We start from the raw sequence: 21,764 nt of genomic DNA on the forward strand, positions 1-21,764 counted from the left end.
ATTACTTAACGAGGATTAGGTCAGACTAACGCCATGACGGACCAGTCTTCGACGTTGCATACGTCACCCGGAGCACGACCCGAGTCGATCGGCCTGCTGCGCATTGACCACGTTGGCGTGGCAGTACCCGACCTCGACGCGGCAATTGAATTCTACGGCCGGGTATTCGGCATGACCTGCGTACACGTGGAGACAAACGAAGAACAGGGCGTACGCGAAGCGATGCTGTCCGTGGGCCCCGACTCGACCGGCGGCTGCATCCAACTGCTGGCGCCACTGTCCGAGTCCTCGACGATCGCGAAGTTCCTCGACCGCAACGGCCAGGGGGTGCAGCAGGTCGCGTACACCGTCTCCGACGTCGACGCGGCGTGCGAGGCGCTGCGCGCGCGGGGCGTACGCCTGCTGTACGACCAGCCAAAACGCGGCACAGCCAACTCCCGGATCAACTTCGTGCACCCGAAGGACGCCGGCGGTGTGCTCGTCGAGCTGGTCGAACCGGCTGCCTCGTCGACGCACTGACCATCGATGCGACTTCTCTGGACCGGCCGGCCTTAAGACCACAGGTCCAGGGAAGTCGCAGGTGAAAAAACAAGGTGCGTGCACTTTTTCACATCGCGGTTCCTGACCAAGGCTACTGGGAAGTAACATCCCCGACCACGAGGCGGTATCAGGCATATCACCTCACTTTTTCACCACCGGCGACCGCTGCCCCGCCGGACGTTCGCCGTCCGGGTGGACCGCGGAGAACGTCGCCAGTAGCAAGGAGACAGAGCCGCACCACATACCCGGCGCGCTCCAACCGGCGCAGGCTGGTGGCGTCGCCGACCAATCCACGACCACCTCTTGCGAAAGGTAGCGCCGTGAAGGACATCCTCGAGGCGATCATGGCGGCGGAGCACGCTGCAGATCCCGCCCGCGAACTGGCCTCGGTCGCCGGTCTCCCCGTCCCCGACAGTTATCGCGGCGTCGTCGTACGCGCCGATGAGGCGGGCATGTTCGAGGGCATGCCCAGCCGCGACAAGGACCCACGAAAGTCGCTGCACGTCCAGGAGGTGCCGACGCCCGAGCTCGGCCCGGGCGAGGCGATCGTGGCGGTCATGGCGAGCGCCATCAACTACAACACGGTGTGGACGTCCATCTTCGAGCCGGTCTCGACGTTCAAGTTCCTCCAGCGCTACGGCAGGGTGTCCGAGCTGACCAAGCGCCACGACCTGCCGTACCACGTGGTCGGCTCCGATCTGGCCGGCGTCGTGCTGCGGGTCGGCCCGGGCGTGACCAAGTGGAAGCCGGGCGACGAGGTGGTGGCGCACTGCCTGAGCGTCGAACTCGAGGACGCCGCCGGCCACGACGACACGATGATGGACCCCGAGCAGCGCATCTGGGGGTTCGAGACGAACTTCGGCGGCCTCGCCGAACTCTCCCTCGTCAAGGCCAACCAGCTGATGCCCAAGCCCAAGCACCTGTCGTGGGAGGAGGCCGCCAGCCCCGGCCTGGTCAACTCCACCGCGTACCGGCAGCTCGTCTCCCACCACGGTGCACAGATGAAGCAGGGCGACACCGTACTGATCTGGGGCGCTTCCGGCGGCCTGGGCAGCTACGCCACCCAGTTCGCGCTCAACGGCGGCGCCCGGCCGGTCTGCGTGGTGTCCAGCCCGGAGAAGGCGGAGCTGTGCCGGCGCATGGGCGCGGAGCTCATCATCGACCGCTCCGCGGAGGGCTACAAGTTCTGGAAGGACGAGCACACCCAGGACCAGTCCGAGTGGCGTCGCTTCGGTGAGCGCATCCGGGAGCTGACCGGCGGCGAGGACCCCGACATCGTCTTCGAGCACCCGGGTCGGGAGACGTTCGGCGCGAGCGTCTACGTCGTGAAGAAGGGCGGCACGGTCGTCACCTGCGCGTCCACGTCCGGCTACATGCACCAGTACGACAACCGGTACCTGTGGATGAGCCTTAAGCGCATCATCGGTAGCCACTTCGCGAACTACCGGGAGGCGTGGGAGGCCAACCGCCTCATCGACCGCGGCGCCATCCACCCGACGCTGTCGAAGACGTACTCCATGGAGCAGGTCGGGCAGGCCGCGTACGACGTGCACCGCAACGCCCACCAGGGCAAGGTCGGCGTACTGTGCCTGGCGCCGGACGAGGGGCTGGGCGTACGCGACCGCGAGAAGCGCGCCCGGTACTCCACGGAGATCAACCGGTTCCGCGGCCAGTAGGCAACCTTCCATGAAGACCCCGTGTCGAGGCGGTCCACGGCGTTGTGGACCGCCTCGACACGGTTCTCCGGGTGTCCGTTGATCCACTGGTCGCGGCCGCCGCTCCAGTACTTGATCATGGTTCATGCGTGATCGCGCACAATGAATATGAGGCGCACCGTTGCACTCTTGCGGAAGTGCCGGGTGTGTCTGCGAGTATGTGCGAATGCCCCAGCAGCAGCAGCAGCAGAACATTGCCTTCTTCGACAACGCCAACGCCGGCTCCGAGTTCAGCGTTGTCCTGCGCGGCTACGACCGCGCTCAGGTCGATGACTTCATCGGCCGACTCAATGGTGCGCTGACCCAGTCCGAGCAGGCCCGCGCCGAGGCCGAGCAGCGGATGAACGAGGCGCAACGCCGGCTGCGCCAGGCGGAGCAGCGGCTCAACGCGGTGGAGCAGAAGCTCACCGACACCAATAAGCAGCTCGAGGAGAATAGCCGGCCGACGCTGTCGGGGCTGGGCACCCGCGTCGAGCAGATCCTGCGGCTGGCCGAGGAGCAGGCCAACGACCACCGCAGCGAGGCCAAGCGGGAGGCCGAGGGGGTCGTCTCCGCCGCGCGGCTCGAGGCTCGGGAGATCACCGACAAGGCCCGTGCCGAGGCCGCCGCGATGAAGGCGACTGCCGAGCGGGAAGCGAGCAACCTGCGCACCGTCGCCGAGCGGGAGGCCGCCGAGGCTCGCGTGCAGGCCCGCCGGGAGGCCGACACGCTGCGCGGCGACGCCGAGCGGGAGACCAAGCAGCTGCGCACGGCGACCGCACACGAGGTCGCCGAGCTGAAGGCGACCGTCGAACGTGAGGTGGCGACGCTGCGGGCCACCGCCGAGCGCGAGATCACCCAGCTTCGCGCCAAGGCCGCACGCGACGCCGAGGAGAAGCGTGCAGAGGCGACCAAGCTGCTGACCGATGCCCGCGACAAGCGGGACAAGGACCTGCAGGCGCTGCAGCTGGAGCTGGCGGAGCGGCGCGAGAAGGCGGAGCGCGCGGAGTCGCAGCGCCACGCCGCCGCGATCGCGCAGACCCAGAAACTCGTCACCGAGGCGGAGCAGCGGGCAAGCGCCGCAGAGGAACGGGCCAAGGAGATCCAGCGGCGGGCCGAGGCGCACCGCATCGAGGCCGAGCGGAGCGCTTCGGAGGCCCTCGAGAAGTCCAAGGCCCAGGCGGAGAAGACAATCAACGAGTCCCGCGCCGAGGCGCACCGCCTCGTGACCGAGGCGCGCACCGAGGCCGAGCACACCACGCAGGTCGCGCGCCGCGAGGTCGAGGACCTCACCCGCCAGAAGGACGCCGTCACCTCCCAGCTCGGCCAGATGCTCTCCGGCCTGGCGGGCATCGTCCCGAGTGGAGGCCCGGCCGCCAAGCCCGACGAGGCGGCCGCCAAGAAGGCCGGCAAGTCCGACGACGGCGCGACGAAGGTGAATCTCTGATCAAAGCGCTGCCCGCTGGTGCTGACGCCTGACCGCGTTGGTGAGATCGTGGGTCCCGTCACGTGGCCGGCCACGCCGCGCGTGACGGGATCCCGCGTGTGAGGATGGAGTGCATGTCGCACGGCGGTGAGCTTTTCGCGCTGAGCCAGAGTGCTGTTGCCGAGGCTGGCTTCGACATCGCACTGCGTGGCTACGAACGGCGCCAGGTCGATCGGTACGTCAGCCAGGTCGAAGCGGAGGTCGCGGCGCTTGCCGCCGAACGCGACGAGGCGTACGGGCAGGTTCAGGCGCTGGCCGTACAGATCCACGAGCTTCAGGGGCAGATATCCGAGCTGCGCAAAATCGCCGCCACCGATGCCCGCCGGTCGTTCCGCCACCTCGGTCCACGGGTGGAGCAGATCCTCACCCTCGCCGAGGAGCAGGCGGACCTCATCCGCGCCGGCGCAATCGACACAGTGGAGCGCAACCGGGCCGAGGCCCACCGGATCCTCGAAGAGGCCCGCGAGCGGGCCAACCAGGCCATTCGCGATTTCGAACTGGCGCTCGACGCCCGCCGTAAGGAGGAGGACGAGGCAACCGCCGCTCGACAGGAGGCCCTGGCCGCCGAGGTCGCCGAGGCCGAGGCGTACGCGCGCCGGGTCCGCACCCAAGCCGACGAGGTGTACGCCGCCGCCCAGGAGAAGAGCCGGCAGCTCCACGAGGCCACCGCCGCGGAGATCGAGCAGGCCAGGCTCCAGATGGACCAGGAGTACACGGCCCACCGCACCGCGATGCAGCAGGAGCAGCAGGCGATGCTGGCGGACGCCGAGCAGTACGCCGCGCAGGTACGCAACCAGGCCGAGACGCAGGCGACGAACATCGCCAAACAGGCGGAGCAGCACGCGACCTCCGTCCGCGCGCAGGCCGAGGAGGTCGCCGGCGAGCTGCGCGCCGAGGCCCAGCGCGAGGCCGAGCAGGTGCGGGCCGACGCACGGGCCGTACTGGAGCATGCGCACGCCGAGGCCAACCAGCTACGCAGCGAAGCCGAGCAGTTGGTCGCGCAGACCACCGAGCGCGCCGACGAGGCCGCACAGCGGGCCGTAGCCACCGAGCAGCGCAACTCCGAGCTGCAGCTCCAGATCGACGAGGCCAAGCAACTGGCCGCCCAGGCGATGGAGCGCATCGACGAGGCCACCCGTCGCTACGCCGACCTCCAGCAGCAGATCGACGAGGCGAAGCAGCGCCACCTCGAGGTCCAGCAGCAGATCGAGGAGTCCGAGCGGCGCCACGCCGACCTTCAGCAGCAGACCGAGGAGTCCGAGCGGCGCCACGCCGACCTCCGACAGCAGATCGACGAGGCGCAGCGGGCGCACGAACAGGCTCAGCGTGACGCCGAGGAGTCGCTACGCCGGGCCGAGGAAGCCGCACGCGAGGCGGCCGAAGCCGAGCGCCGCACCGACGACGCGCTGCGCATGGCCGAGGAGGCCGAACTGCTCGCCGCCGAGGCCCTCGCCTCAGACAACCTCACCGCTGAAGCCCTGGTCGTCGAAGAGGCCGAGCAGACCAACCGGACACCTCAACCGGCCGCAGTCGGGGCAAGCACCGACGCGGAGGCCGCTTCGCCGGACGCCGCGGTGGGTGTCAAGGCGGCCGAGGCCGAAGCAAGCGACGCCAAGTCCGGCGACGGCTCCCCCGGCACGTCCAAAGTGGTTGTCGCCGCGCCTCGCCGCAGCCCCGACAAGGGCCTGAGCCGGCGCGGACTCAAGAAGTAGCGGGCGGACTGACGGCCGCGCCGTTAGCCGGATCCGGCCGCGGCACGTCCGCGAACGCGGCGACCGTACGATCGGCGTACGCGCTGGCGTCGCCGTACTCCATCGGGCCGTCCCAGTCTCGCGGCAACGGGTACGCCGACGGGTTGACCCGGCGCACGATCTCGTCGAGCACGGTCTCCGCGTCGCCCACCCACAGGTGCTTGGCACCCGGTACCCCGACGACCTCGGCCTGCGGGATCGCGGCGAAGCGGATTCGCGCCTCGTCGGGGCGCAGGTAGTCGTCGAACTCGGGCACCAGCGCCGTGAGGGGCTTGTCGGCGCGCGCCCACACCGCAAGGTCCTCGTCTGCGGAGTAACGCAGCGGCGGCGACAGCAGGATCGCGCCGGCGACGTCCGGTTCGCAGCCGTACTTCAGCGTCAGGTCGGTGCCGAACGACCAGCCGACCAGCCACACCGCCGGAAGCTCGGCGAACTCGGCGTACTCGATCGCGGCGGCCACGTCGAAGCGCTCCTGTACGCCGCCACCGAACTCGCCCTGACTCGTACCGCGCACGCTGCTCGTACCCCTGGTGTTGAACCGCAGGACGGCGAGGTCGGCGAGCGCGGGCAGCCGCCAGGCGGCCTTGCGGAACACGTGGCTGTCCATCATGCCGCCGTGCGTCGGCAGCGGGTGCAGGCAGATCAGCGTGGCGACCGGGGGGCGGTCGGCCGGTAACGCGAGCTCGCCGACGAGCGTGAGCCCGTCGGCGGTCTGCAGCGTGATGTCCGCACGGCGTGCGGACAGGATCGAGTTGGCCCTGATGGGCTGGGTAGCCAAAGGATTCCTCTCAGCCGTACCGGGGAGCGCTGCGGGAGCGCTGGATGTTGGGGGTACGCCGGTCGCGCGCCCGCCAGCAGCCCGTGTGCCAGTGGCGCCGGTCCGCTGGCCCACCGAGCCCGTCGGCCGGCCAGGCCACCACGTGCGCCACCCCGGGGGCGATTTCGTGGTCGCAGCCGGGGCACCGGTAGGCCTTGGTCGCTGAGCCGCCCGGGATCGCGCGTACCGCGTACTCGCCGTCACCCCACGCCTGTACGCCCTCGACGCCGCGACGGACCTGACCTTCGTCAAGATTCCGCGCGGCGTCGGGGCTACGGCGATGACGGCGCGGGCTCACGCCTCAAGGGTACGGGTGAGTATTTCGGACTTGACCTCAGCGGGAGTGGTCGCGGAATCCGCGGCCGACCTTGCGCCCCAGATAGCCGGCGGTGACCAGCTGCTCCAGCAACGGCGCGGGGGCGAAGCCGGGCTCGCGCAGCTCGTTGTACAGCTCGCGCTGGATGGCCAGCGACACGTCCAGGCCCACCACGTCGAGCAGCTCGAACGGGCCCATCGGGTACCCACAGCCGAGCTTCATGGCGTAGTCGATGTCGTCGGCCTCGGCGTAGCTCGTCTCGACCATCCTGATCGCGTCGTTGAGGTACGGGAAGAGCAGCGCGTTGACCACGAACCCGGCCCGGTCGGCGCAGACCACCGGGTACTTGCCCAGGTTCTCGCAGAGCGAGCGGATGGTGGCGACGGTCTCGTCCGAGGTGCGAATGGGGCGGACCACCTCGACCAGGTTCATGATCGGCGCCGGGTTGAAGAAGTGCATGCCGATGACGTCGGCGGGCCGGTTGGTGGCGATCGCGCACTCCACCACGGGGAGGCTCGACGTCGTGGTGGCCAGAATGACGCCGGGCTTGCAGATCTCGTCGAGGTTGGCGAAGAGCGCCTTCTTGATCGACAGCTCTTCGACGATCGCCTCGACGACCAGGTCGACGTCGCCGAGGTCGTCCAGGGAGGCCGACCAGTTGACCCGGCCGAGGGCCGCGTCGCGGTCGGACTCGCTGAGCTTGCCGCGGACGACGGCCTTGTTGAGCGACGCGGTGATCTTGTCGCGCGACCGGGCCGACTTCTCGGTGCCCCGGGCGACGGCGACGACCTCGTACCCGGCCTTGGCGAACACCTCGATGATGCCGTTGGCCATGGTGCCCGAGCCGACCACGCCGACCTTCGTGACCTTCCGGCCGGCCTCGGTGGCCTCGTGCGCGCCGGGGGCGGTCGGGGTCAGCTCGTCCGGCACGACCACCGGGGAGCCGGGCTTGTCGTACGTGTAGAAGCCACGACCGGACTTGCGGCCGAGCAGGCCGGCGGTGACCATCTGCTTGATCAGCGGCACCGGCGCGTGCCGGCGGTCACGGCCGCCGCGGCGGTACATGGTGTCCAGGATCTCGTACGCGGTGTCCAGGCCGATCAGGTCCATCAGCGCGAGCGGGCCCATCGGCAGGCCGCAGCCCAGCCGCATCGCGGCGTCGATGTCCTCGCGGGTGGCGTACTTGGACTCGAACATCTGCACCGCGTGGTTGAGGTACCCGAACAGCAGCGCGTTGGCGATGAAGCCGGCCCGGTCGTTGATCGTCACGTCAACCTTGCCGAGCCGCTCGCACAGCGCCTCGATGTCGGTGACCACGTCGTCGGCGGTGACGACCGTACGAACGATCTCGACCAGCTTCATGACCGGTGCCGGGTTGAAGAAGTGCATCCCGATGACCTGGTTTGGCCGGGTGGTCGCCACCGAGATCTCGGTGACCGACAGCGACGAGGTGTTGGTCGCGAGGATCGCCTCGGGCTTGCAGACCTTGTCCAGCTCGGCGAAGATCGCCTGCTTCAGATCCAGGTGCTCGGGCACCGCCTCGATGACCAGGTCCACGTCGCGCAGTTCGGTGAGGCCGGTCGCGAAGCGCACCCGGTTCAGCAGCGCGTCCCGATCGTCCTCGCTCAGCTTGCCCTTGGCCACGGCCCGGTCCGTGGAGCCGGTCAGCACGGCCCGGCCACGGTCCAGCCCGCCCTGGCCGATCTCGACGGCTACGACGTCGATGCCGTTGCGGGCGAATACCTCGACGATGCCGGCGCCCATGGTGCCAAGCCCGACGACTCCTACCGATGTGATCTCGCGCGCCAACTCAGACCTCCCATGGGTACCCCTAACGGTGATTAAGGTAGTGCTCGCGCCCGTGCTACGTCACGAGGTGTGACGTACGCCGCCCCACCCGATTCAATTGACCGCCGTGAAGCCTGGTATTCGGGGAGCCGTGCGGGCTGCCCGGCGGTGGCGTGAGCCCCAAGGGGTTACCGCCGATATTTCCCATGAGCGGCTTTCCACACGACCCGGCTCGGGTTGATTTTGCCGGTCGGTTACCTCGGGGCGTGCCCCGGAGCCGAGGCCGAGTTCGCCCCGTAGGGTTCCCACTATGCGATCTGTCGTGCTCACCGGTGTCTCCCGTGGCCTCGGCGCCGCTCTCTTCGCGCAACTGGCCGGTCGCGGCGACCGGATCTTCGCCGTCGGCCGCCGCTTCAGCGAGGAACAGCTCGCCCTCGCCACGGCCGAACCGGACCGCATCACGTTGGACGAGGCCGAGCTCGCCGATCCCACCACCCTTCCCTTGCCCGACCGACTGCGCGACTTCCTGCGGGGCAGCGACGAGTGCGTGCTCATCCACAACGCGGGCATGGTCGAGCCGATCGGCAAGATCGGAGAGCTGCCGGACGCGGGGATCGTCACCGCCGCCGGGGTCAACCTGATAGCTCCGATGCTGCTGACCGACGCCTTCATGGAAGCCCGGCCGGCCGAGGCCACCGGCCGGGTGCTGTTCATCTCCTCGGGCGCCGCGCACCGGGTGATCGAGGGCTGGTCGGTGTACTCGGCGACCAAGCGGGGCGCCGAGACGTTCTTCGACGCCCTCTCCGTCGAGCACCCCGACCTGTACGTCGCCAACGTCAACCCGGGCGTGATGGACACCGGGATGCAGACCGCCATCCGGGGCGCCGACTTCCCTGGCCGTGAGCGGTTCGTGGGCCTGCACGAACGCGGTGAGCTGCCCGATCCGGCCGAGGTGGCGCAGCGCATCATCGACGAACATGTCGATCGCCCTATTACTCGTGAGTAAGTTGCCGACTAGACTCACGGCAATCCATCACGATGGGAGCTCGGCATGACCGCGACGCGCACCCCTGGCGTACCCGTGGTCGAAGACGGCGCGCTCGTCTCGACCAACCCGGCCACCGGCGAGGAGGTCGGGCGCTTCCCCGTCGCCTCCGACGCTAACGTTCAAGCCGCCGTCGCCCGGGCCCGCGAGGCCGCGGCGTGGTGGGCCGACCTCGGGTACGCGGGCCGCGCCCAGCGCCTGCTGCGCTACCGCAGCGTGCTGGCCAACCGCATCTCGGAGCTGGCCGAACTGGTGCGCCGCGAAGGCGGCAAGCCCGCGGCGGAGGCGATCGTCGAGGCGGCGGCCGCGATCGACCACATCGCATGGGCGGCCAGGAACGCGCGCCGGGTACTCGGCCAGCGCAAGGTGCGCGGCTCGCTGCTGACCGCCGAGCACGCGGCGTACCTGGAGTACCTGCCGTACGGGGTCATCGGCGTGATCGGCCCGTGGAACTACCCGGTCTTCACCCCGATGGGCTCGATCGCGTACGCCCTGGCCGCCGGCAACGCCGTCGTCTTCAAGCCCAGCGAGTACACGCCGGCCATCGGGCAGTGGCTGGTCGACCGGTTCGCCGAGATCGTGCCCGAGCATCCGGTTATGCAGATCGTGCACGGCACCGGTGAGGTCGGCGCCGCGCTGTGCCGCTCCGGCGTGGGCAAGCTGGCGTTCACCGGCTCCACCGCGACCGGCAAGAAGGTGATGGCCGCCTGCGCGGAGACGCTCACACCCGTACTCGTCGAGTGCGGCGGGAAGGACGCCATGATCGTCGAGGCGGACGCCGACCTCGACGCGGCCGCCTCCGCCTGCGTGTGGGGCGGCATGACGAACGCCGGCCAGACCTGTGTGGGCATCGAACGGGTCTACGTCGCCGAGCGGGTCTACGACGACTTCCTGGCCCGGCTGGTGGACCGGGCGAGCAAGCTCACGGTGGGCAACGGCGAGGACGCCGACTTCGGCCCGATCACGATGCCGAGCCAGATCGAGATCATCCGCCGCCACATCGACGACGCGATCGCGCGCGGCGGGCGGGCCGTACTGGGCGGACCCGAGGCGGTGCAGCCGCCGTACGTGAAGCCGACGATCCTCGTGGACGTACCCGAGGACGCTGCCGCCGTACGCGAGGAGACGTTCGGCCCGACGCTGACGGTCGCCAAGGTCCGCGACGGTGACGAGGCGGTGGCCCGGGCCAACGCGTCGACGTACGGCCTCGGCGGGTCGGTCTTCTCCCGCTCCCGCGGAATGGAATTGGCCCGGCGGCTGCGGTCGGGCATGACCTCGATCAACGCGACGATCGCGTTCGCCGGGGTGCCCACCCTGCCGTTCGGCGGCGTGGGCGAGTCCGGGTTCGGGCGCATCCACGGCGAGGACGGGCTGCGCGAGTTCGCCCGCGCCAAGGCGATCACCCGCCGGCGGATGCCGTCGCCGCTGCCGGCGATGTCGTTCGACCGCACCCCCAAGGCGGTGGCGCTGATCACGCGGGCCGTCAAGTTCGTCCACGGCCGGTCCCGCTAGCCCGCCCCCAATCCGGGTAGCAGCCGGGTATGGCCGAAGTGGCGATCCTGAGCGGGCTGCAGGCGTCGGGCAAGTCAACGTTCTACCAGCGCCAGCTGGCCGACAGCCACGTGCACGTCAGCAAGGACAACTGGCCCCACGCCCGGCACCGCGAACAGCGCCAGCGCCGCGTGATCGGGGAGGCGCTGGCCGCCGGCCGGGACGTCGCCGTCGACAACACCAACCCGTCGCCCGACGAACGGGAACCCCTGATCGACCTGGCGCACAAGGCGGGCGCCAAAGCCGTCGGGTACTGGTTCCCGCCCGACCCGCAGATCTCGCTGGAGCGCAACGCGCAGCGGGAGGGCCGCAAACGGGTCCCGAACGTGGGCCTCTTCTCAACCCTGAAGCGCCTCAAACGGCCGTCCTACGCCGAAGGCTTCGACGAGCTGTACAAGGTGCGCACGGACGGCCAAGGCGGCTTCACGGTCGAGTACTGCCCGACGGACGAGAGCGTTGGGGAACCGGTCAGAACAGCGTCATCTCGTCGCGGGTGATGCCGCGCAGCGCGTGGTAGTCGAGCACGACGCAGCGGATCCCGCGGTCCTCGGCCAGTACCCTCGCCTGGGGTTTGATCTCCTGCGCGGCGAAGACGCCGGAGACGGGGGCGAGCAGCGGATCGCGGCCGAGGAGCTCCAGGTACCGGGTCAGCTGCTCCACGCCGTCGATCTCGCCGCGGCGCTTGATCTCCACCGCAACCGTGGCCCCCGCAGCGTCCCGGCACAGCAGGTCGACCGGCCCGATCGCGGTCGGGTACTCGCGCCGGATCAGCGTGTAGCCCTCCCCCAGCACGGTCGGGGTCGCCGCCAGCAGTTCCTGCAGGTGCGCCTCGACCCCGTCCTTGATCAGGCCCGGGTCGACCCCCAGCTCGTACGACGTGTCGTGCAGCACCTCCTCGATGGTGATGCGCAGCTCCTCGCCGGCCTTGTTGACCACCCGCCACACCCCGGGCGCCTCCTCCACCCGACAGGGCGGACTCATCCAGTTGAGGGGTTTGTACGCGCGGTCGTCCGCGTGGATGGAGACCGACCCATCGGCTTTGACCATGAGCAGCCGGGTCGCGAGCGGAAGGTGGGCTGTGAGCCGGCCGATGTAATCCACCGAGCACCGGGCGATGACTAGTCGCACCCGGAGAGGGTACCGAGTAGCGGACAGCCGCTGCAGCGCCACCGGCCGGTTGTCGAGGCTGGAGGGGAGTCCGATGCGCGTCTGGGGTACCGCCCCGTTCGACAACGACGTCGCCGAGGAGTTCGCGACCGAGCTGGACGACGCCGACCCCGACCAGCGACTGGTCATGCTCCGCCGGACCCTGCAGGCGGCGGTCGACGCCGAAGAGTCCGTGGACGCGGTGCGGGCCTTCCGCGCCTTCGCGGCCGCCGCCGTCGTGGCCGCCGCCTGCCCCGGCGGCCCCCAGATCGAGTCCGACTACGCGCCCGAGTTCCTCACCATCGACGATCCGCCCAAGCTCCAGCCCGACCACCCGATGCTTGCGAACGACGCGCTCGACCGCATCGAAGAGCCCGACTCGGCCTGGTACAAACTGTGGGAGAAGTCGAACAACCTGCACGACGCGGTGGAGACGCTGGAGTACGTCCGCGACTCGCTGTGCTGACCACGGCTTGGCCGGCCCTGCCATGCTGGAGGCGTGCTCGAAGCACTGACCGGAATCGGTCTCGCGACATCAGCGGGGCTCAACGCGTACGTTCCGCTCCTCGCTGTGGGGCTGTCCGCCCGGTACAGCGGTCTGATCGCCCTTCCGCCATCCTGGCAGTGGCTGACCAACGGCTGGGTCATCGCGATCCTCGCGCTGCTGCTGGCGATCGAGTTCGTCGCCGACAAGGTGCCGGTGGTCGACCACGTCAACGACGTCGTCCAGACGGTGGTGCGACCGACCGCCGGCGGACTGGCCTTCGGTGCGGCGGCGGGCTCGCAGACGGTCATGGTCACCGACCCCGGGCAATTCTTCTCCGGCCACCAGTGGGTGCCGATCGCGCTCGGGGTGCTGATCTCCCTGACGGTGCACGGCGCGAAGGCGTCGGTGCGGCCGGTCGTCAACACCACCACCGCCGGGCTCGGCGCCCCGGTGGTGAGCACGATCGAAGACATCGGCAGCGTCGCGCTGTCGCTGGTGGCGATCCTGGTTCCGGTACTCGTGCTAGCCCTCCTGGTGGCGATGGTCGCCGGCTTCTGGGCGCTGCGGCGACGCCGGCGGCGGCGCAAGGCCGAGAAGCGGGCCGCGCGGCTTGAAAACGGGGCCACGAAAATCTGATCTTTCTGCGATCCTTGCCGCCGTGCGTACCCCTCGGCTGCTCCTCCTGGCGGTGTCGGCCGCCCTGGCGCTCAGCGCCTGTGCGCGGCATACGACCGCGGATTCCGGTTCCCCGGTCGATCGGCCGTTGGCGTCCGCCACCCCTTCCGTCGCCCCGTCCGTCGCCCCTTCCGTCGACCCGACGGCTCCCGTGCCGCCTTCCGCCTCCCCCACCAGCCCGCCTTCCGCCTCCCCCACCAGCCCGCCCGGCGCCACCCGCGCCGGCCTGCGCCCGCCGGTGGTCACCAACGGCCCGCGCACCGGCAACAAGGTGGCGCTCACCTTCGACGCCGACATGACCGACTCGATGCTCTACAACCTCACGAGCGGCCGGGTTCCGTCGTACGCGAACCTCAAGATCATCGAAACTCTGGAGAGCCGCCAGCTCCCGGCCACCTTCTTCCTGACCGGGAAATGGGCCGAGCGGTACCCGGACGTGACCAGACGGCTCGCCGCCAATCCGCTCTTCGAACTCGGCAATCACACGTACAAGCACGAGAGCTTCACGCCGCACTGCTACCACCTCCCCCAGATCCCGCCGAACCGGATGACCGAGGACGTGGCGCACACCTTCCGGGTGATCGAGCCGTTCGGCGGGCACCAGACGCGGTACTTCCGCTTCCCCGGCGGCTGCTACGACGACGCCGCCCTGCAGGCCCTCGCCCCGCTCGGCATCACGGTGATCCAGTGGGACGTGGTCAGCGGCGACCCGTTCGCGACCGCCGCGGCACCGATCGTGCATGCCGTGCTCTCACAAGTACGGCCCGGGTCGATCGTGGTGCTGCACGTGACGGAGGGGAACGCGCAGTTCACCGACGAGGCCCTGCCGCCGATCCTCGACGGCCTACGGGCCAGGGGACTGCAACCGGTGACGCTCTCGGAGTTACTCGGCCACTAGCGGCGATACCAACGCCTACCGGCTCCACGGACAGGTGGCCAGAACCGAGAGAACCGCACAACGCGACTCGATCCACGCCGCGGTCACCGGACACGTCCATTCGGCAAGGGTCAGCGCCGTACTGTGCAGGTCTTTCAACGGCCGGTTGTATATCGGCTCGTGGTGGGCGATCCGGTTGCGCAGGTCGTGCAGTCTCCCGAGCGCTCTCTCGACAGCGCACCCGAGCCGGCGGTTGTCCATCAGGAACCCTGCGGTCGGGGCCACCCAGTCCTGGCCTGCCACCGGCTCCAGGCCAGCCCGCCCAGGTACAGCCCCACCGCCGAGCCGACGGCCGCGATGACGAGCGCGGCGATGATGTCGATCGGCGAATGCACGTGCGCCACCACGCGGGCGATACCGACGAAGGCGGCCGCGACCAGCAGCACGGCGGAGATCCGCCGGCGGTAGGGCCACAGCACGAAGCCGGCGACGGCCGCCACCGCCGTGTGGTCGGACGGGAAGCCGTTGTCCGCGACGTGGGCGAAGTACGGGTGCACGTGGCCGCCGACGAACGGGCGCGGGTCGTAGTACAGGTGGTTTGCGACCTGCACGATCGCGAGCGTGACGATCCCTGCGAAAGCCGCCCGCACGGCCAGCTTCCAGCGGTCGGGCGCCGGCAGCGTGAACCAGACCGCCGCGGCGACGACCGCGACCACGAAAATCAGGTACTCAGCGACGGCCGTCACCACTTGATGCACGCGAGACTCCTCCAGCTATCCCTACGAGACGTAGGGGCCGATTAGATCACCCGCGACTCAAGGTCACCCGATCGACTCGCCGGAAACCGGCTCCGCCACCGGCCCTGCGGCGTTCTTCCCCTCCTCACGAAGAAGCAGAAGAAGAACGCGCAGCGATCACGCCAACCCGTTGGCCTCCCGGACCACGGTCACCAGTTCGTCCATGATGTTGTTGATCGCGAAGTCCTTCGGCGTGAACACCCGCGCCACCCCGGCCTTGCGCAGCGTCTCGGCGTCGTCGGACGGGATGATGCCGCCGACCACGACCGGCAGGTCGGGCCGGCCGGCCGCACGCAGTCCGTCGAGGACCGCAGGCACCGCGTCCAGGTGGGAACCGGAGAGTACGGACAGCCCGACCAGGTCGACGTCCTCGGCCACCGCCGCGGACACGATCTGCGCGGCCGTCAGCCGGATCCCCTGGTACACGACCTCGAAGCCGGCGTCCCGGGCGCGGACCGCGATCTGCTCGGCGCCGTTGGAGTGCCCGTCCAGACCCGGCTTGCCGACGAGCAACCGCAGCCGGGCGGCGCCCAGGTCGGCCGCGGTCGCCTGTACCCGAGCCCGGACCTCAGCCAGCGCGGAGCCGGCGGAAGACTCGGTGGCCGCGCCGCCGGAGCTCAGGCCGGTCGGCGCGCGGTACTCGCCGAACACCTCCCGCAGGGCCCCGGCCCACTCCCCCGTCGTGACGCCCACGCGGACGCATTCGAGCGTGGCGTCCACCAGGTTGGCCGTACCGGCGGCGTCGGCCCGCAGCCGATCCAGAGCAGCGTCGACGGCGGCCTGGTCACGCCGTGACCGCCACTCCTTCACGCTCTCCGCCGCCGCGGTCTCCACGGCCGGGTCGACGTGCTCGATGTGGGCAGCGCCGCTCGCGGTCAGCGGGCTCGGCTCGGTCTCGGTGAACTTGTTGACCCCGACGACGACGTCGTTGCCGGACTCCATCCGCGCCCGCCGCTGCGCCAGCGAGGCGACGAGCGCGCTCTTGAGGTAGCCGGTCTCGACGGCGGCGACCACGCCGCCCATGTCGAGGACGGTCTGCAACTCGGCCCGGGCGCCGTCGACGATCTCGGAGACCAGCGCCTCGACCACGTGGGAGCCGTCGAAGAGGTCCGGGTACTGCAGGAGGTCCGACTCGAACGCGAGGACCTGCTGCATGCGCAGCGACCACTGCTGGTCCCACGGGCGGGGCAGGCCGAGCGCCTCGTTCCAGGCCGGCAGCTGCACCGCACGGGCGCGGGCGTTGCGCGACAGGGTCACGCCCAGCATCTCCAGCACGATGCGCTGGATGTTGTTCTCCGGCTGCGCCTCGGTCAGGCCGAGCGAGTTGACCTGTACGCCGTACCGGAAGCGGCGCTGCTTGGCGTCCGTCACCCCGTACCGCTCGCGCGTGATCTCGTCCCACAGCTGGCCAAAGGCGCGCATCTTCGCCATCTCCTCGACGAAGCGCACGCCGGCGTTGACGAAGAACGAGATCCGTTCGACCACCCGGCCGATCTGGTCGGCCGGGACCTGCCCGGAGTCGCGCACCGCGTCGAGGACGGCGATCGCGGTGGCCAGGGCGAAGGCCACCTCCTGGACCGGCGTCGCACCGGCCTCCTGCAGGTGGTACGAGCAGATGTTGACCGGGTTCCACTTGGGACAGTTGGTCACGGTCCACGCGATGACGTCGGTAGTGAGCCGCAGCGACGGCCCCGGCGGGAAGATGTAGGTCCCGCGGGACAGGTACTCCTTGACGATGTCGTTCTGGGTCGTGCCGGCGAGCTTCTCGCGCGGGGCGCCCTGCTCGTCCGCGACGCTGACGTACAGCGCGAGCAGCCACATCGCCGGCGCGTTGATCGTCATGGAGGTGTTCGCGGCGGCGAGATCGATGCCGTCGAAGAGAGCGCGGGCATCGCCGAGATGGGCGATCGGCACCCCGACCCGCCCCACCTCGCCGCGGGCCATCTCATGATCGGGGTCGTACCCGGTCTGCGTGGGCAGGTCGAACGCGACCGAGAGGCCCGTCTGCCCCTTGGCGAGATTGCGGCGGAAGAGCGCGTTACTGGCCGCGGCAGAGGAGTGCCCGGCGTAGGTACGCATCACCCACGGCCGGTCGGACTGCTCTAGCCGGCTTGCATTGGACATGACGAACCTCCGCGGTTCCGGGCTGCCGTTGCCATACTTTACTAAGCGGTAACTTAGGTTGGACCCGTGACAATCCTCACCGCTTCGATGCGGCGGCGGCAACTGCCGGAAAATTGTCGTGATCATGAAGACCCTGATCCGCATTTTCCGACGTGAGCGCGCGATAGTGGACGCCGTGACGGAAAATTTGGCGATCTCGGTGCGGGGCCTACGCAAGGCGTACGGCCGCACCGTCGCCGTCGACGGACTTGATCTCGCGATACCGCGAGGCGAAGTTTTCGCGCTGCTCGGCCCGAACGGCGCGGGCAAGACCACGACCGTGGAGATCCTGGAGGGTTTCCGGCGGGCCGACGGCGGCGAGGTACGCGTACTGGGCACCGACCCCCGCAACGCGACCCCCGCGTGGCGTTCCCGGGTCGGCATCGTGCTGCAGAGCACGGGTGAGTTCGAGGAGCTCACGGTCGCCGAGGTGGTGCACCACTTCGCCCGGTACTACGCCGGCGCCGACGACCCGGACAAGGTGATCGACCGGGTCGGCCTGACTGAGAAGCGCGACGCCCGGGCGGAGAAACTGTCGGGCGGCCAGAAGCGCCGCCTCGACGTCGCGCTCGGCATCATCGGCCGGCCAGAGCTGCTCTTCCTCGACGAGCCGACCACCGGCTTCGACCCGGAGGCGCGCCGGGAGTTCTGGGGGTTGATCCGCGACCTGGCCGCCGCCGGCACCACGATCCTGCTCACCACCCACTATCTGGACGAGGCCGAGGCCCTCGCCGACCGGGTGGGCGTCATCGCCCGGGGCCGGATGGTGGCCCTCGCCACCCCGGCGGAGCTAGGCGACCGGCGCAATGCGATGGCGACCGTCAGCTGGCAGGGTCCGAACGGCCCGGAGTCCGAGCGTACGAACGCCCCGACGGCGGTGGTGGCCGCCCTGGCCGAGCGGTTCGGCGGTGAGGTGCCGGGGCTGACGGTGACCCGGCCCACCCTGGAAGACGTCTACCTGGCGATGATCGACAAGAACGCGATCAGCAAGGAGGAAGCGGCATGAGCACGGTCGTCGACCAGCCGGTCGCCCGTGCGGCACGTCGCCGCCCCGGCGCCCTGAGCCTGGGACTGAGCCGAGGCGCGCTCGAGCTCAAGCAGTTCGCGCGTACGCGGCCGTACCTGATCTTCACGCTGCTCTTCCCGGTGCTCATCGTGCTGATCTTCGGGGCCGCCTTCCACGGCGACGCGGGCGGCGGCGTGAGCTGGACGCAGTACTTCGTCACCGGCATGATCGCCTCCGGCCTGCTCGCGACCGGCTTCCAGAACCTGGCGATCCAGATCCCGATCGAACGCAGCCGGGGCGTCCTGAAGCGGCTGGTCGGCACACCGATGCCGCGGTCGGCGTACTTCATCGGCAAGATCGTGATGGTCCTGGTGGTCAGCGCCATCTCCACGGCGATCCTGCTGGCCATGGCGGTCGCCTTCTACGGCCTGGCCCTGCCGGACACCGCCACGAAGTGGTTCACGTTCGCCTGGGTGAGCCTGCTCGGCGTCACCGCCTGCACGCTGCTCGGCATCGCGTACTCGTCGCTGGCCCGCACCGGGCGGGCGGCGCCGTCGATGACGACCCCGGTGGCGCTGGTGCTGCAGTTCATCTCCGGGGTGTTCTTCGTGTACACCGGCCTGCCGGGCTGGATGCAGCAGATCGCGGCGTTCTTCCCGCTGAAGTGGATCGCCCAGGGGCTGCGGTCGGTGTTCCTGCCCGAGGAGTTCGCGGCCCGCGAGGTGGCGCACTCGTGGGAGCTGGGCCGGGTCGCGCTGGTCCTGGCCGCGTGGTGCGTCGCGGGCCTGATTCTGTGCCTGCTGACGTTCCGCTGGACCGACAAGGACTAGCGCCGATCGTGGACATGTAGGCCGGCTACGGCCGGCCTACATGTCCACGATCGCTGAAGCGGCTCAGTACTTGTAGAAGCCCTGACCTGTCTTGCGCCCCAGGTCACCGGCGGTGACCATGCGCGCCAGCAGCTCCGGCGGGAAGAACTTCTCGTCGGCGGTGTCGTTGTAGATGTTCTTCGTGGCGTGCAGCAGCACGTCGACGCCGGTGAGGTCGGTGGTCGCGAGCGGCCCCATCGCGTGGCCGAAGCCGAGCTGGCAGGCCGTGTCGAGATCCTCGGGGCTGACGACCCCGCTCTCCACCAGCTTGATCGCCTCTACGACGAGCGCGGCGATGAGCCGGGTGGTGACGAAGCCGGCGATGTCCCGGTTGACCACGATGCAGGTCTTGCCGATCTCCTCGGCGAAGGCGCGGGCCCGGGCGAGCGTGTCGTCGGAGGTCTTGAAGCCGCGTACCAACTCGCAGAGCTTCATCATCGGTACGGGCGAGAAGAAGTGGGTGCCGACGACCGACTCAGGCCGGGAGGTCGCCGCCGCGATCTGGGTCACCGGGATCGCCGACGTGTTCGTCGCGAGTACGGCGTCGGTCTTGCAGATCCGGTCCAGCTCACGGAAGACGTCCTGCTTGATGTCGAGGCGTTCGAACACCGCCTCCACGACGATGTCCGCGTCCGCGGCCGCCTCCAGATCGGTGGTCGGTGTGATCCGACCCAGCGCCGCCTCGACGTCCTCGGTCGAGATCGCACCCTTGCTGGCGAACTTCTCCAGTGACTTGCGGATGCCCGACACGCCGCGCTGCACCGCCGCGTCGTCCAGGTCGCGCAGGGTGACCTCCCAGCCCGCCTGAGCCGCCACCTGGGCGATTCCGGACCCCATCAGACCGGCCCCGATGACCGCCAATCGACCCGCCATCTGCACACCCTCCCTCATCCGTGGCGCCGCCCGTCCTGTTCGGCGTTGCTCCGCCCCATCCGCCGTCGCATTCTGCTTTGAATTCGACGTCACCGGACGATGGAGTCATACGCAAGCCGGCACCAACCAGCGTCCGCCAGGCACCTTACTCGGCGGTAAGGAAGGCGCTTCCGCGAGGCCATCGATCTGGCCATTTGAATGAATACGAAAAGTGGTGACTCGCCGTGATCGCCTATCTCGCCGTTCTCGTCGGCGCCGCGCTGATCGCGCTCGCCACCGGCCTCGCGCTCGCCACCCTGCTGCGCACCCTCGCCGACCGGCAACGCCCAACGGTCACGGAGACACTGCCCCGCCAGCGGGCCCGGCGCCGACGTGCGAGGACCTCGGCCAAGCGGGCAAACCTCGACGACTACGGCCTACTGCGCACCGTCCTCCTGGTCGACCACCTGGAGACCGGCCGAACGATCCGCGACCTGCTCGGCACCGCAGGGGTACGCGCGACGGTCGCCACCGGCAACGACGGGCTGACCCGCGTCCTGGTCTTCCCGGACGAGTACGACCGGGCCCGCCGCATGGTCAACCGGGTGCTCTAGAACGCGAACTGCTCCTCGTCAGGGACGCTGACCCGCTCCACCGAAACGCCCAGCGCCCGCAGGTCGGCGACGAAGTCCGGGTACCCGCGGTCGATGTGGAACACGTCCCCGACCTCGGTCACGCCCTCCGCGCACAGTCCGGCGATGACGAGCCCGGCACCGGCGCGGATGTCCGTCGCCCGTACCGGCGCACCGGACAGGCGCTCGCGACCCCGTACGACAGCGTGGTGGCCATCGGTACGGATGTCGGCACCCAGCCGCGCCATCTCGTTGATGAACGAGAAGCGCCCGTCGAAGATGTTCTCGGTCACCAGCGAGGCGCCGTCGCTGACCGAGGCCAGGCCGATCGCCATGGGCAGCAGGTCGGTGGCGAATCCCGGGAACGGCAGCGTGACGATGTCCACCGCCGTGGGGCGCCGCTCCATCCGTACCCGGAACTGCCCCTCCCCCGCGTCGACCCGCGCGCCCGCGGTCGTGAGCTTGTCGAGGGCGATCTCGAGGTGACTCGGCTCGGCACCGATGACGGTCACGTCGCCCCGGGTCATGGCCGCGCCGAAGGCCCACGTGCCGGCGACGATCCGGTCCCCGATCGTGCGGTGCTCGACCGGATGGAGTTCGTCGACCCCCTCGATGACGAGCTGTGACGTACCGACGCCGTCGATCTTCGCGCCCATCGCGGTGAGCATGTCGCAGATGTCGACGATCTCCGGCTCCCGCGCGGCGTTGTCGATCTCCGTGGTGCCCTTGGCCAGGACGGCCGCCATCAGCAGGTTCTCAGTGGCGCCCACGCTCGGGAAGTCCAGCCAGATCGTCGCGCCGTGCAGCCGGGGCGCCGACGCGATGACGAAGCCGTGCTCGCTGGTGACCTCGGCGCCCATCCGGCGTAATCCGTCGACGTGCATGTCCAGGCCGCGGGAACCGATCGCGTCGCCGCCCGGATAGGCGACCCGCACATAGCCGCACCGCGCCACCAACGGGCCGAGCACACAGATGGAGGCGCGCAGCCGGCGAACGAGGTCGTAGTCGGCCTCGCTGCCCAGAACGCCAGGAGTGTCGATCACGGCCTGGTTGCCGTCGACCGTCACGTCACAGCCGAGGCGGCGCAGCACCTCCGCCATGATGGCGATGTCGGTGATGCGCGGCACGTTCGTCACCACGGTACGGCCGGGCGCGAGTAGCGCCGCGGCCATGAGCTTGAGGGCGGAGTTCTTCGCGCCCACCACAGGTACTTCGCCGGCGAGACGAGCGCCACCGACGACACGGATCAGGTCCACGCCGGCCATCGTAAGG

At 69.7% G+C, this 21,764-nt stretch carries 21 protein-coding genes; 13 read left to right on the forward strand and 8 right to left on the reverse strand.

The genetic code is table 11. The features are described from left to right. The first annotated feature begins 33 nt into the window (after positions 1 to 33). The 4 genes from mce (at position 34) to HC028_RS06850 (ending at position 5,432) form a co-directional block, all read left to right on the forward strand. Complete coding sequence (gene mce, locus HC028_RS06835) at positions 34 to 519, forward strand: methylmalonyl-CoA epimerase (protein WP_168074080.1); 486 nt, start codon at positions 34 to 36, stop codon at positions 517 to 519. Between the two features lie 341 nt (positions 520 to 860). Beyond that, entirely contained in the window at positions 861 to 2,216 is a 1,356-nt protein-coding gene (gene ccrA, locus HC028_RS06840) for a crotonyl-CoA carboxylase/reductase (protein ID WP_168074092.1), read from the forward strand. Between the two features lie 205 nt (positions 2,217 to 2,421). After that, positions 2,422 to 3,681, forward strand: coding sequence for a DivIVA domain-containing protein (locus HC028_RS06845; RefSeq protein WP_168074094.1), 1,260 nt, complete (start codon positions 2,422 to 2,424; stop codon positions 3,679 to 3,681). A gap of 113 nt (positions 3,682 to 3,794) precedes the next feature. Continuing rightward, a complete protein-coding gene (locus tag HC028_RS06850; protein WP_168074096.1) occupies positions 3,795 to 5,432 on the forward strand; it encodes a hypothetical protein in 1,638 nt (545 codons plus the stop codon). Here HC028_RS06850 and HC028_RS06855 read toward each other — a convergent pair. Genes HC028_RS06855 through HC028_RS06865 form a run of 3 tightly spaced genes read right to left on the reverse strand, consistent with a single transcriptional unit; the run spans position 5,422 to position 8,413 of the window. Next, a complete protein-coding gene (locus HC028_RS06855; RefSeq protein ID WP_168074098.1) occupies positions 5,422 to 6,249 on the reverse strand; it encodes an alpha/beta hydrolase in 828 nt (275 codons plus the stop codon). The two genes, HC028_RS06850 and HC028_RS06855, sit on opposite strands and share 11 nt — an antisense overlap. Before the next feature lie 10 nt (positions 6,250 to 6,259). Then, positions 6,260 to 6,586 carry a hypothetical protein gene (locus tag HC028_RS06860; RefSeq protein ID WP_168074100.1) on the reverse strand — a complete coding sequence of 109 codons (327 nt, stop codon included), beginning with the start codon at positions 6,584 to 6,586 and terminating at the stop codon, positions 6,260 to 6,262. Between the two features lie 36 nt (positions 6,587 to 6,622). Beyond that, on the reverse strand, positions 6,623 to 8,413 hold the full coding sequence (locus tag HC028_RS06865) for a 3-hydroxyacyl-CoA dehydrogenase family protein (protein ID WP_168074102.1): 1,791 nt from the start codon (positions 8,411 to 8,413) through the stop codon (positions 6,623 to 6,625). Positions 8,414 to 8,702: 289 nt separating this feature from the next. Here HC028_RS06865 and HC028_RS06870 point away from each other — a divergent pair, with 289 nt between their 5' ends. The 3 genes from HC028_RS06870 to HC028_RS06880 are packed head-to-tail and all read left to right on the forward strand — an operon-like array spanning position 8,703 to position 11,485. Next, a complete protein-coding gene (locus tag HC028_RS06870) occupies positions 8,703 to 9,398 on the forward strand; it encodes an SDR family NAD(P)-dependent oxidoreductase (RefSeq protein WP_168074104.1) in 696 nt (231 codons plus the stop codon). Positions 9,399 to 9,443: 45 nt separating this feature from the next. Next, positions 9,444 to 10,949 carry an aldehyde dehydrogenase family protein gene (locus HC028_RS06875; RefSeq protein ID WP_168074106.1) on the forward strand — a complete coding sequence of 502 codons (1,506 nt, stop codon included), beginning with the start codon at positions 9,444 to 9,446 and terminating at the stop codon, positions 10,947 to 10,949. Between the two features lie 29 nt (positions 10,950 to 10,978). Beyond that, positions 10,979 to 11,485, forward strand: coding sequence for an ATP-binding protein (locus HC028_RS06880; RefSeq protein ID WP_168074108.1), 507 nt, complete (start codon positions 10,979 to 10,981; stop codon positions 11,483 to 11,485). Here the strand turns inward: HC028_RS06880 and nucS are convergent. Continuing rightward, the gene (nucS, locus tag HC028_RS06885; protein WP_168074110.1) at positions 11,457 to 12,116 is read right to left on the reverse strand and encodes an endonuclease NucS; all 660 of its coding nucleotides are present in this window, start codon (positions 12,114 to 12,116) and stop codon (positions 11,457 to 11,459) included. The two genes, HC028_RS06880 and nucS, sit on opposite strands and share 29 nt — an antisense overlap. Positions 12,117 to 12,189: 73 nt before the next feature. Between nucS and HC028_RS06890 the strand changes: the two genes are divergently transcribed. The 3 genes from HC028_RS06890 to HC028_RS06900 are packed head-to-tail and all read left to right on the forward strand — an operon-like array spanning position 12,190 to position 14,194. Then, positions 12,190 to 12,600 (forward strand): DUF4259 domain-containing protein, encoded by a 411-nt coding sequence (locus HC028_RS06890; protein WP_168074112.1) that lies wholly within the window; start codon positions 12,190 to 12,192, stop codon positions 12,598 to 12,600. A gap of 33 nt (positions 12,601 to 12,633) precedes the next feature. After that, positions 12,634 to 13,257, forward strand: a complete 624-nt coding sequence (locus HC028_RS06895; protein ID WP_168074114.1) for a DUF4126 domain-containing protein — start codon at positions 12,634 to 12,636, stop codon at positions 13,255 to 13,257. Between the two features lie 22 nt (positions 13,258 to 13,279). Next, the gene (locus tag HC028_RS06900; RefSeq protein WP_275408254.1) at positions 13,280 to 14,194 is read left to right on the forward strand and encodes a polysaccharide deacetylase family protein; all 915 of its coding nucleotides are present in this window, start codon (positions 13,280 to 13,282) and stop codon (positions 14,192 to 14,194) included. A 239-nt stretch (positions 14,195 to 14,433) separates the two neighbouring features. Here the strand turns inward: HC028_RS06900 and HC028_RS06905 are convergent, their stop codons facing one another. Next, a complete protein-coding gene (locus HC028_RS06905) occupies positions 14,434 to 14,931 on the reverse strand; it encodes a phosphatase PAP2 family protein (RefSeq protein WP_168074116.1) in 498 nt (165 codons plus the stop codon). Between the two features lie 156 nt (positions 14,932 to 15,087). Beyond that, positions 15,088 to 17,094 (reverse strand): protein meaA, encoded by a 2,007-nt coding sequence (locus tag HC028_RS06910; protein ID WP_168074118.1) that lies wholly within the window; start codon positions 17,092 to 17,094, stop codon positions 15,088 to 15,090. Positions 17,095 to 17,269: 175 nt separating this feature from the next. Between HC028_RS06910 and HC028_RS06915 the strand changes: the two genes are divergently transcribed. Further along, positions 17,270 to 18,139 (forward strand): ABC transporter ATP-binding protein, encoded by an 870-nt coding sequence (locus HC028_RS06915; protein WP_168074120.1) that lies wholly within the window; start codon positions 17,270 to 17,272, stop codon positions 18,137 to 18,139. Beyond that, positions 18,136 to 18,969 (forward strand): ABC transporter permease, encoded by an 834-nt coding sequence (locus HC028_RS06920; RefSeq protein WP_168074122.1) that lies wholly within the window; start codon positions 18,136 to 18,138, stop codon positions 18,967 to 18,969. Before HC028_RS06915 ends, HC028_RS06920 begins: the two co-directional genes overlap by 4 nt. A gap of 63 nt (positions 18,970 to 19,032) precedes the next feature. Here HC028_RS06920 and HC028_RS06925 read toward each other — a convergent pair whose 3' ends face one another. Continuing rightward, complete coding sequence (locus HC028_RS06925; RefSeq protein ID WP_168074124.1) at positions 19,033 to 19,881, reverse strand: 3-hydroxyacyl-CoA dehydrogenase family protein; 849 nt, start codon at positions 19,879 to 19,881, stop codon at positions 19,033 to 19,035. A 224-nt stretch (positions 19,882 to 20,105) separates the two neighbouring features. Between HC028_RS06925 and HC028_RS06930 the strand changes: the two genes are divergently transcribed. Beyond that, positions 20,106 to 20,474 carry a hypothetical protein gene (locus tag HC028_RS06930; RefSeq protein ID WP_168074126.1) on the forward strand — a complete coding sequence of 123 codons (369 nt, stop codon included), beginning with the start codon at positions 20,106 to 20,108 and terminating at the stop codon, positions 20,472 to 20,474. On the opposite strand, the gene murA is transcribed toward HC028_RS06930, so the two are convergent. Continuing rightward, positions 20,471 to 21,757, reverse strand: a complete 1,287-nt coding sequence (murA, locus tag HC028_RS06935) for a UDP-N-acetylglucosamine 1-carboxyvinyltransferase (RefSeq protein WP_168074128.1) — start codon at positions 21,755 to 21,757, stop codon at positions 20,471 to 20,473. The two genes, HC028_RS06930 and murA, sit on opposite strands and share 4 nt — an antisense overlap. Positions 21,758 to 21,764: the final 7 nt, after the last annotated feature.

The sequence above is a fragment of the Planosporangium flavigriseum genome (assembly GCF_011947225.1).
Lineage (GTDB): Bacteria > Actinomycetota > Actinomycetes > Mycobacteriales > Micromonosporaceae > Planosporangium > Planosporangium flavigriseum.

Bases quoted from the DNA above. Each gene is read 5' to 3' on its own strand.
- mce (WP_168074080.1), top strand. From the start codon at position 34: ATGACGGACCAGTCTTCGACGTTGCATACGTCACCCGGAGCACGACCC.
- murA (WP_168074128.1), bottom strand. From the start codon at position 21,757: ATGGCCGGCGTGGACCTGATCCGTGTCGTCGGTGGCGCTCGTCTCGCC.
- HC028_RS06850 (WP_168074096.1), top strand. From the start codon at position 3,795: ATGTCGCACGGCGGTGAGCTTTTCGCGCTGAGCCAGAGTGCTGTTGCC.
- HC028_RS06870 (WP_168074104.1), top strand. From the start codon at position 8,703: ATGCGATCTGTCGTGCTCACCGGTGTCTCCCGTGGCCTCGGCGCCGCT.
- HC028_RS06880 (WP_168074108.1), top strand. From the start codon at position 10,979: ATGGCCGAAGTGGCGATCCTGAGCGGGCTGCAGGCGTCGGGCAAGTCA.
- HC028_RS06920 (WP_168074122.1), top strand. From the start codon at position 18,136: ATGAGCACGGTCGTCGACCAGCCGGTCGCCCGTGCGGCACGTCGCCGC.
- HC028_RS06875 (WP_168074106.1), top strand. From the start codon at position 9,444: ATGACCGCGACGCGCACCCCTGGCGTACCCGTGGTCGAAGACGGCGCG.
- HC028_RS06925 (WP_168074124.1), bottom strand. From the start codon at position 19,881: ATGGCGGGTCGATTGGCGGTCATCGGGGCCGGTCTGATGGGGTCCGGA.
- HC028_RS06845 (WP_168074094.1), top strand. From the start codon at position 2,422: ATGCCCCAGCAGCAGCAGCAGCAGAACATTGCCTTCTTCGACAACGCC.
- HC028_RS06890 (WP_168074112.1), top strand. From the start codon at position 12,190: ATGCGCGTCTGGGGTACCGCCCCGTTCGACAACGACGTCGCCGAGGAG.
- HC028_RS06910 (WP_168074118.1), bottom strand. From the start codon at position 17,094: ATGTCCAATGCAAGCCGGCTAGAGCAGTCCGACCGGCCGTGGGTGATG.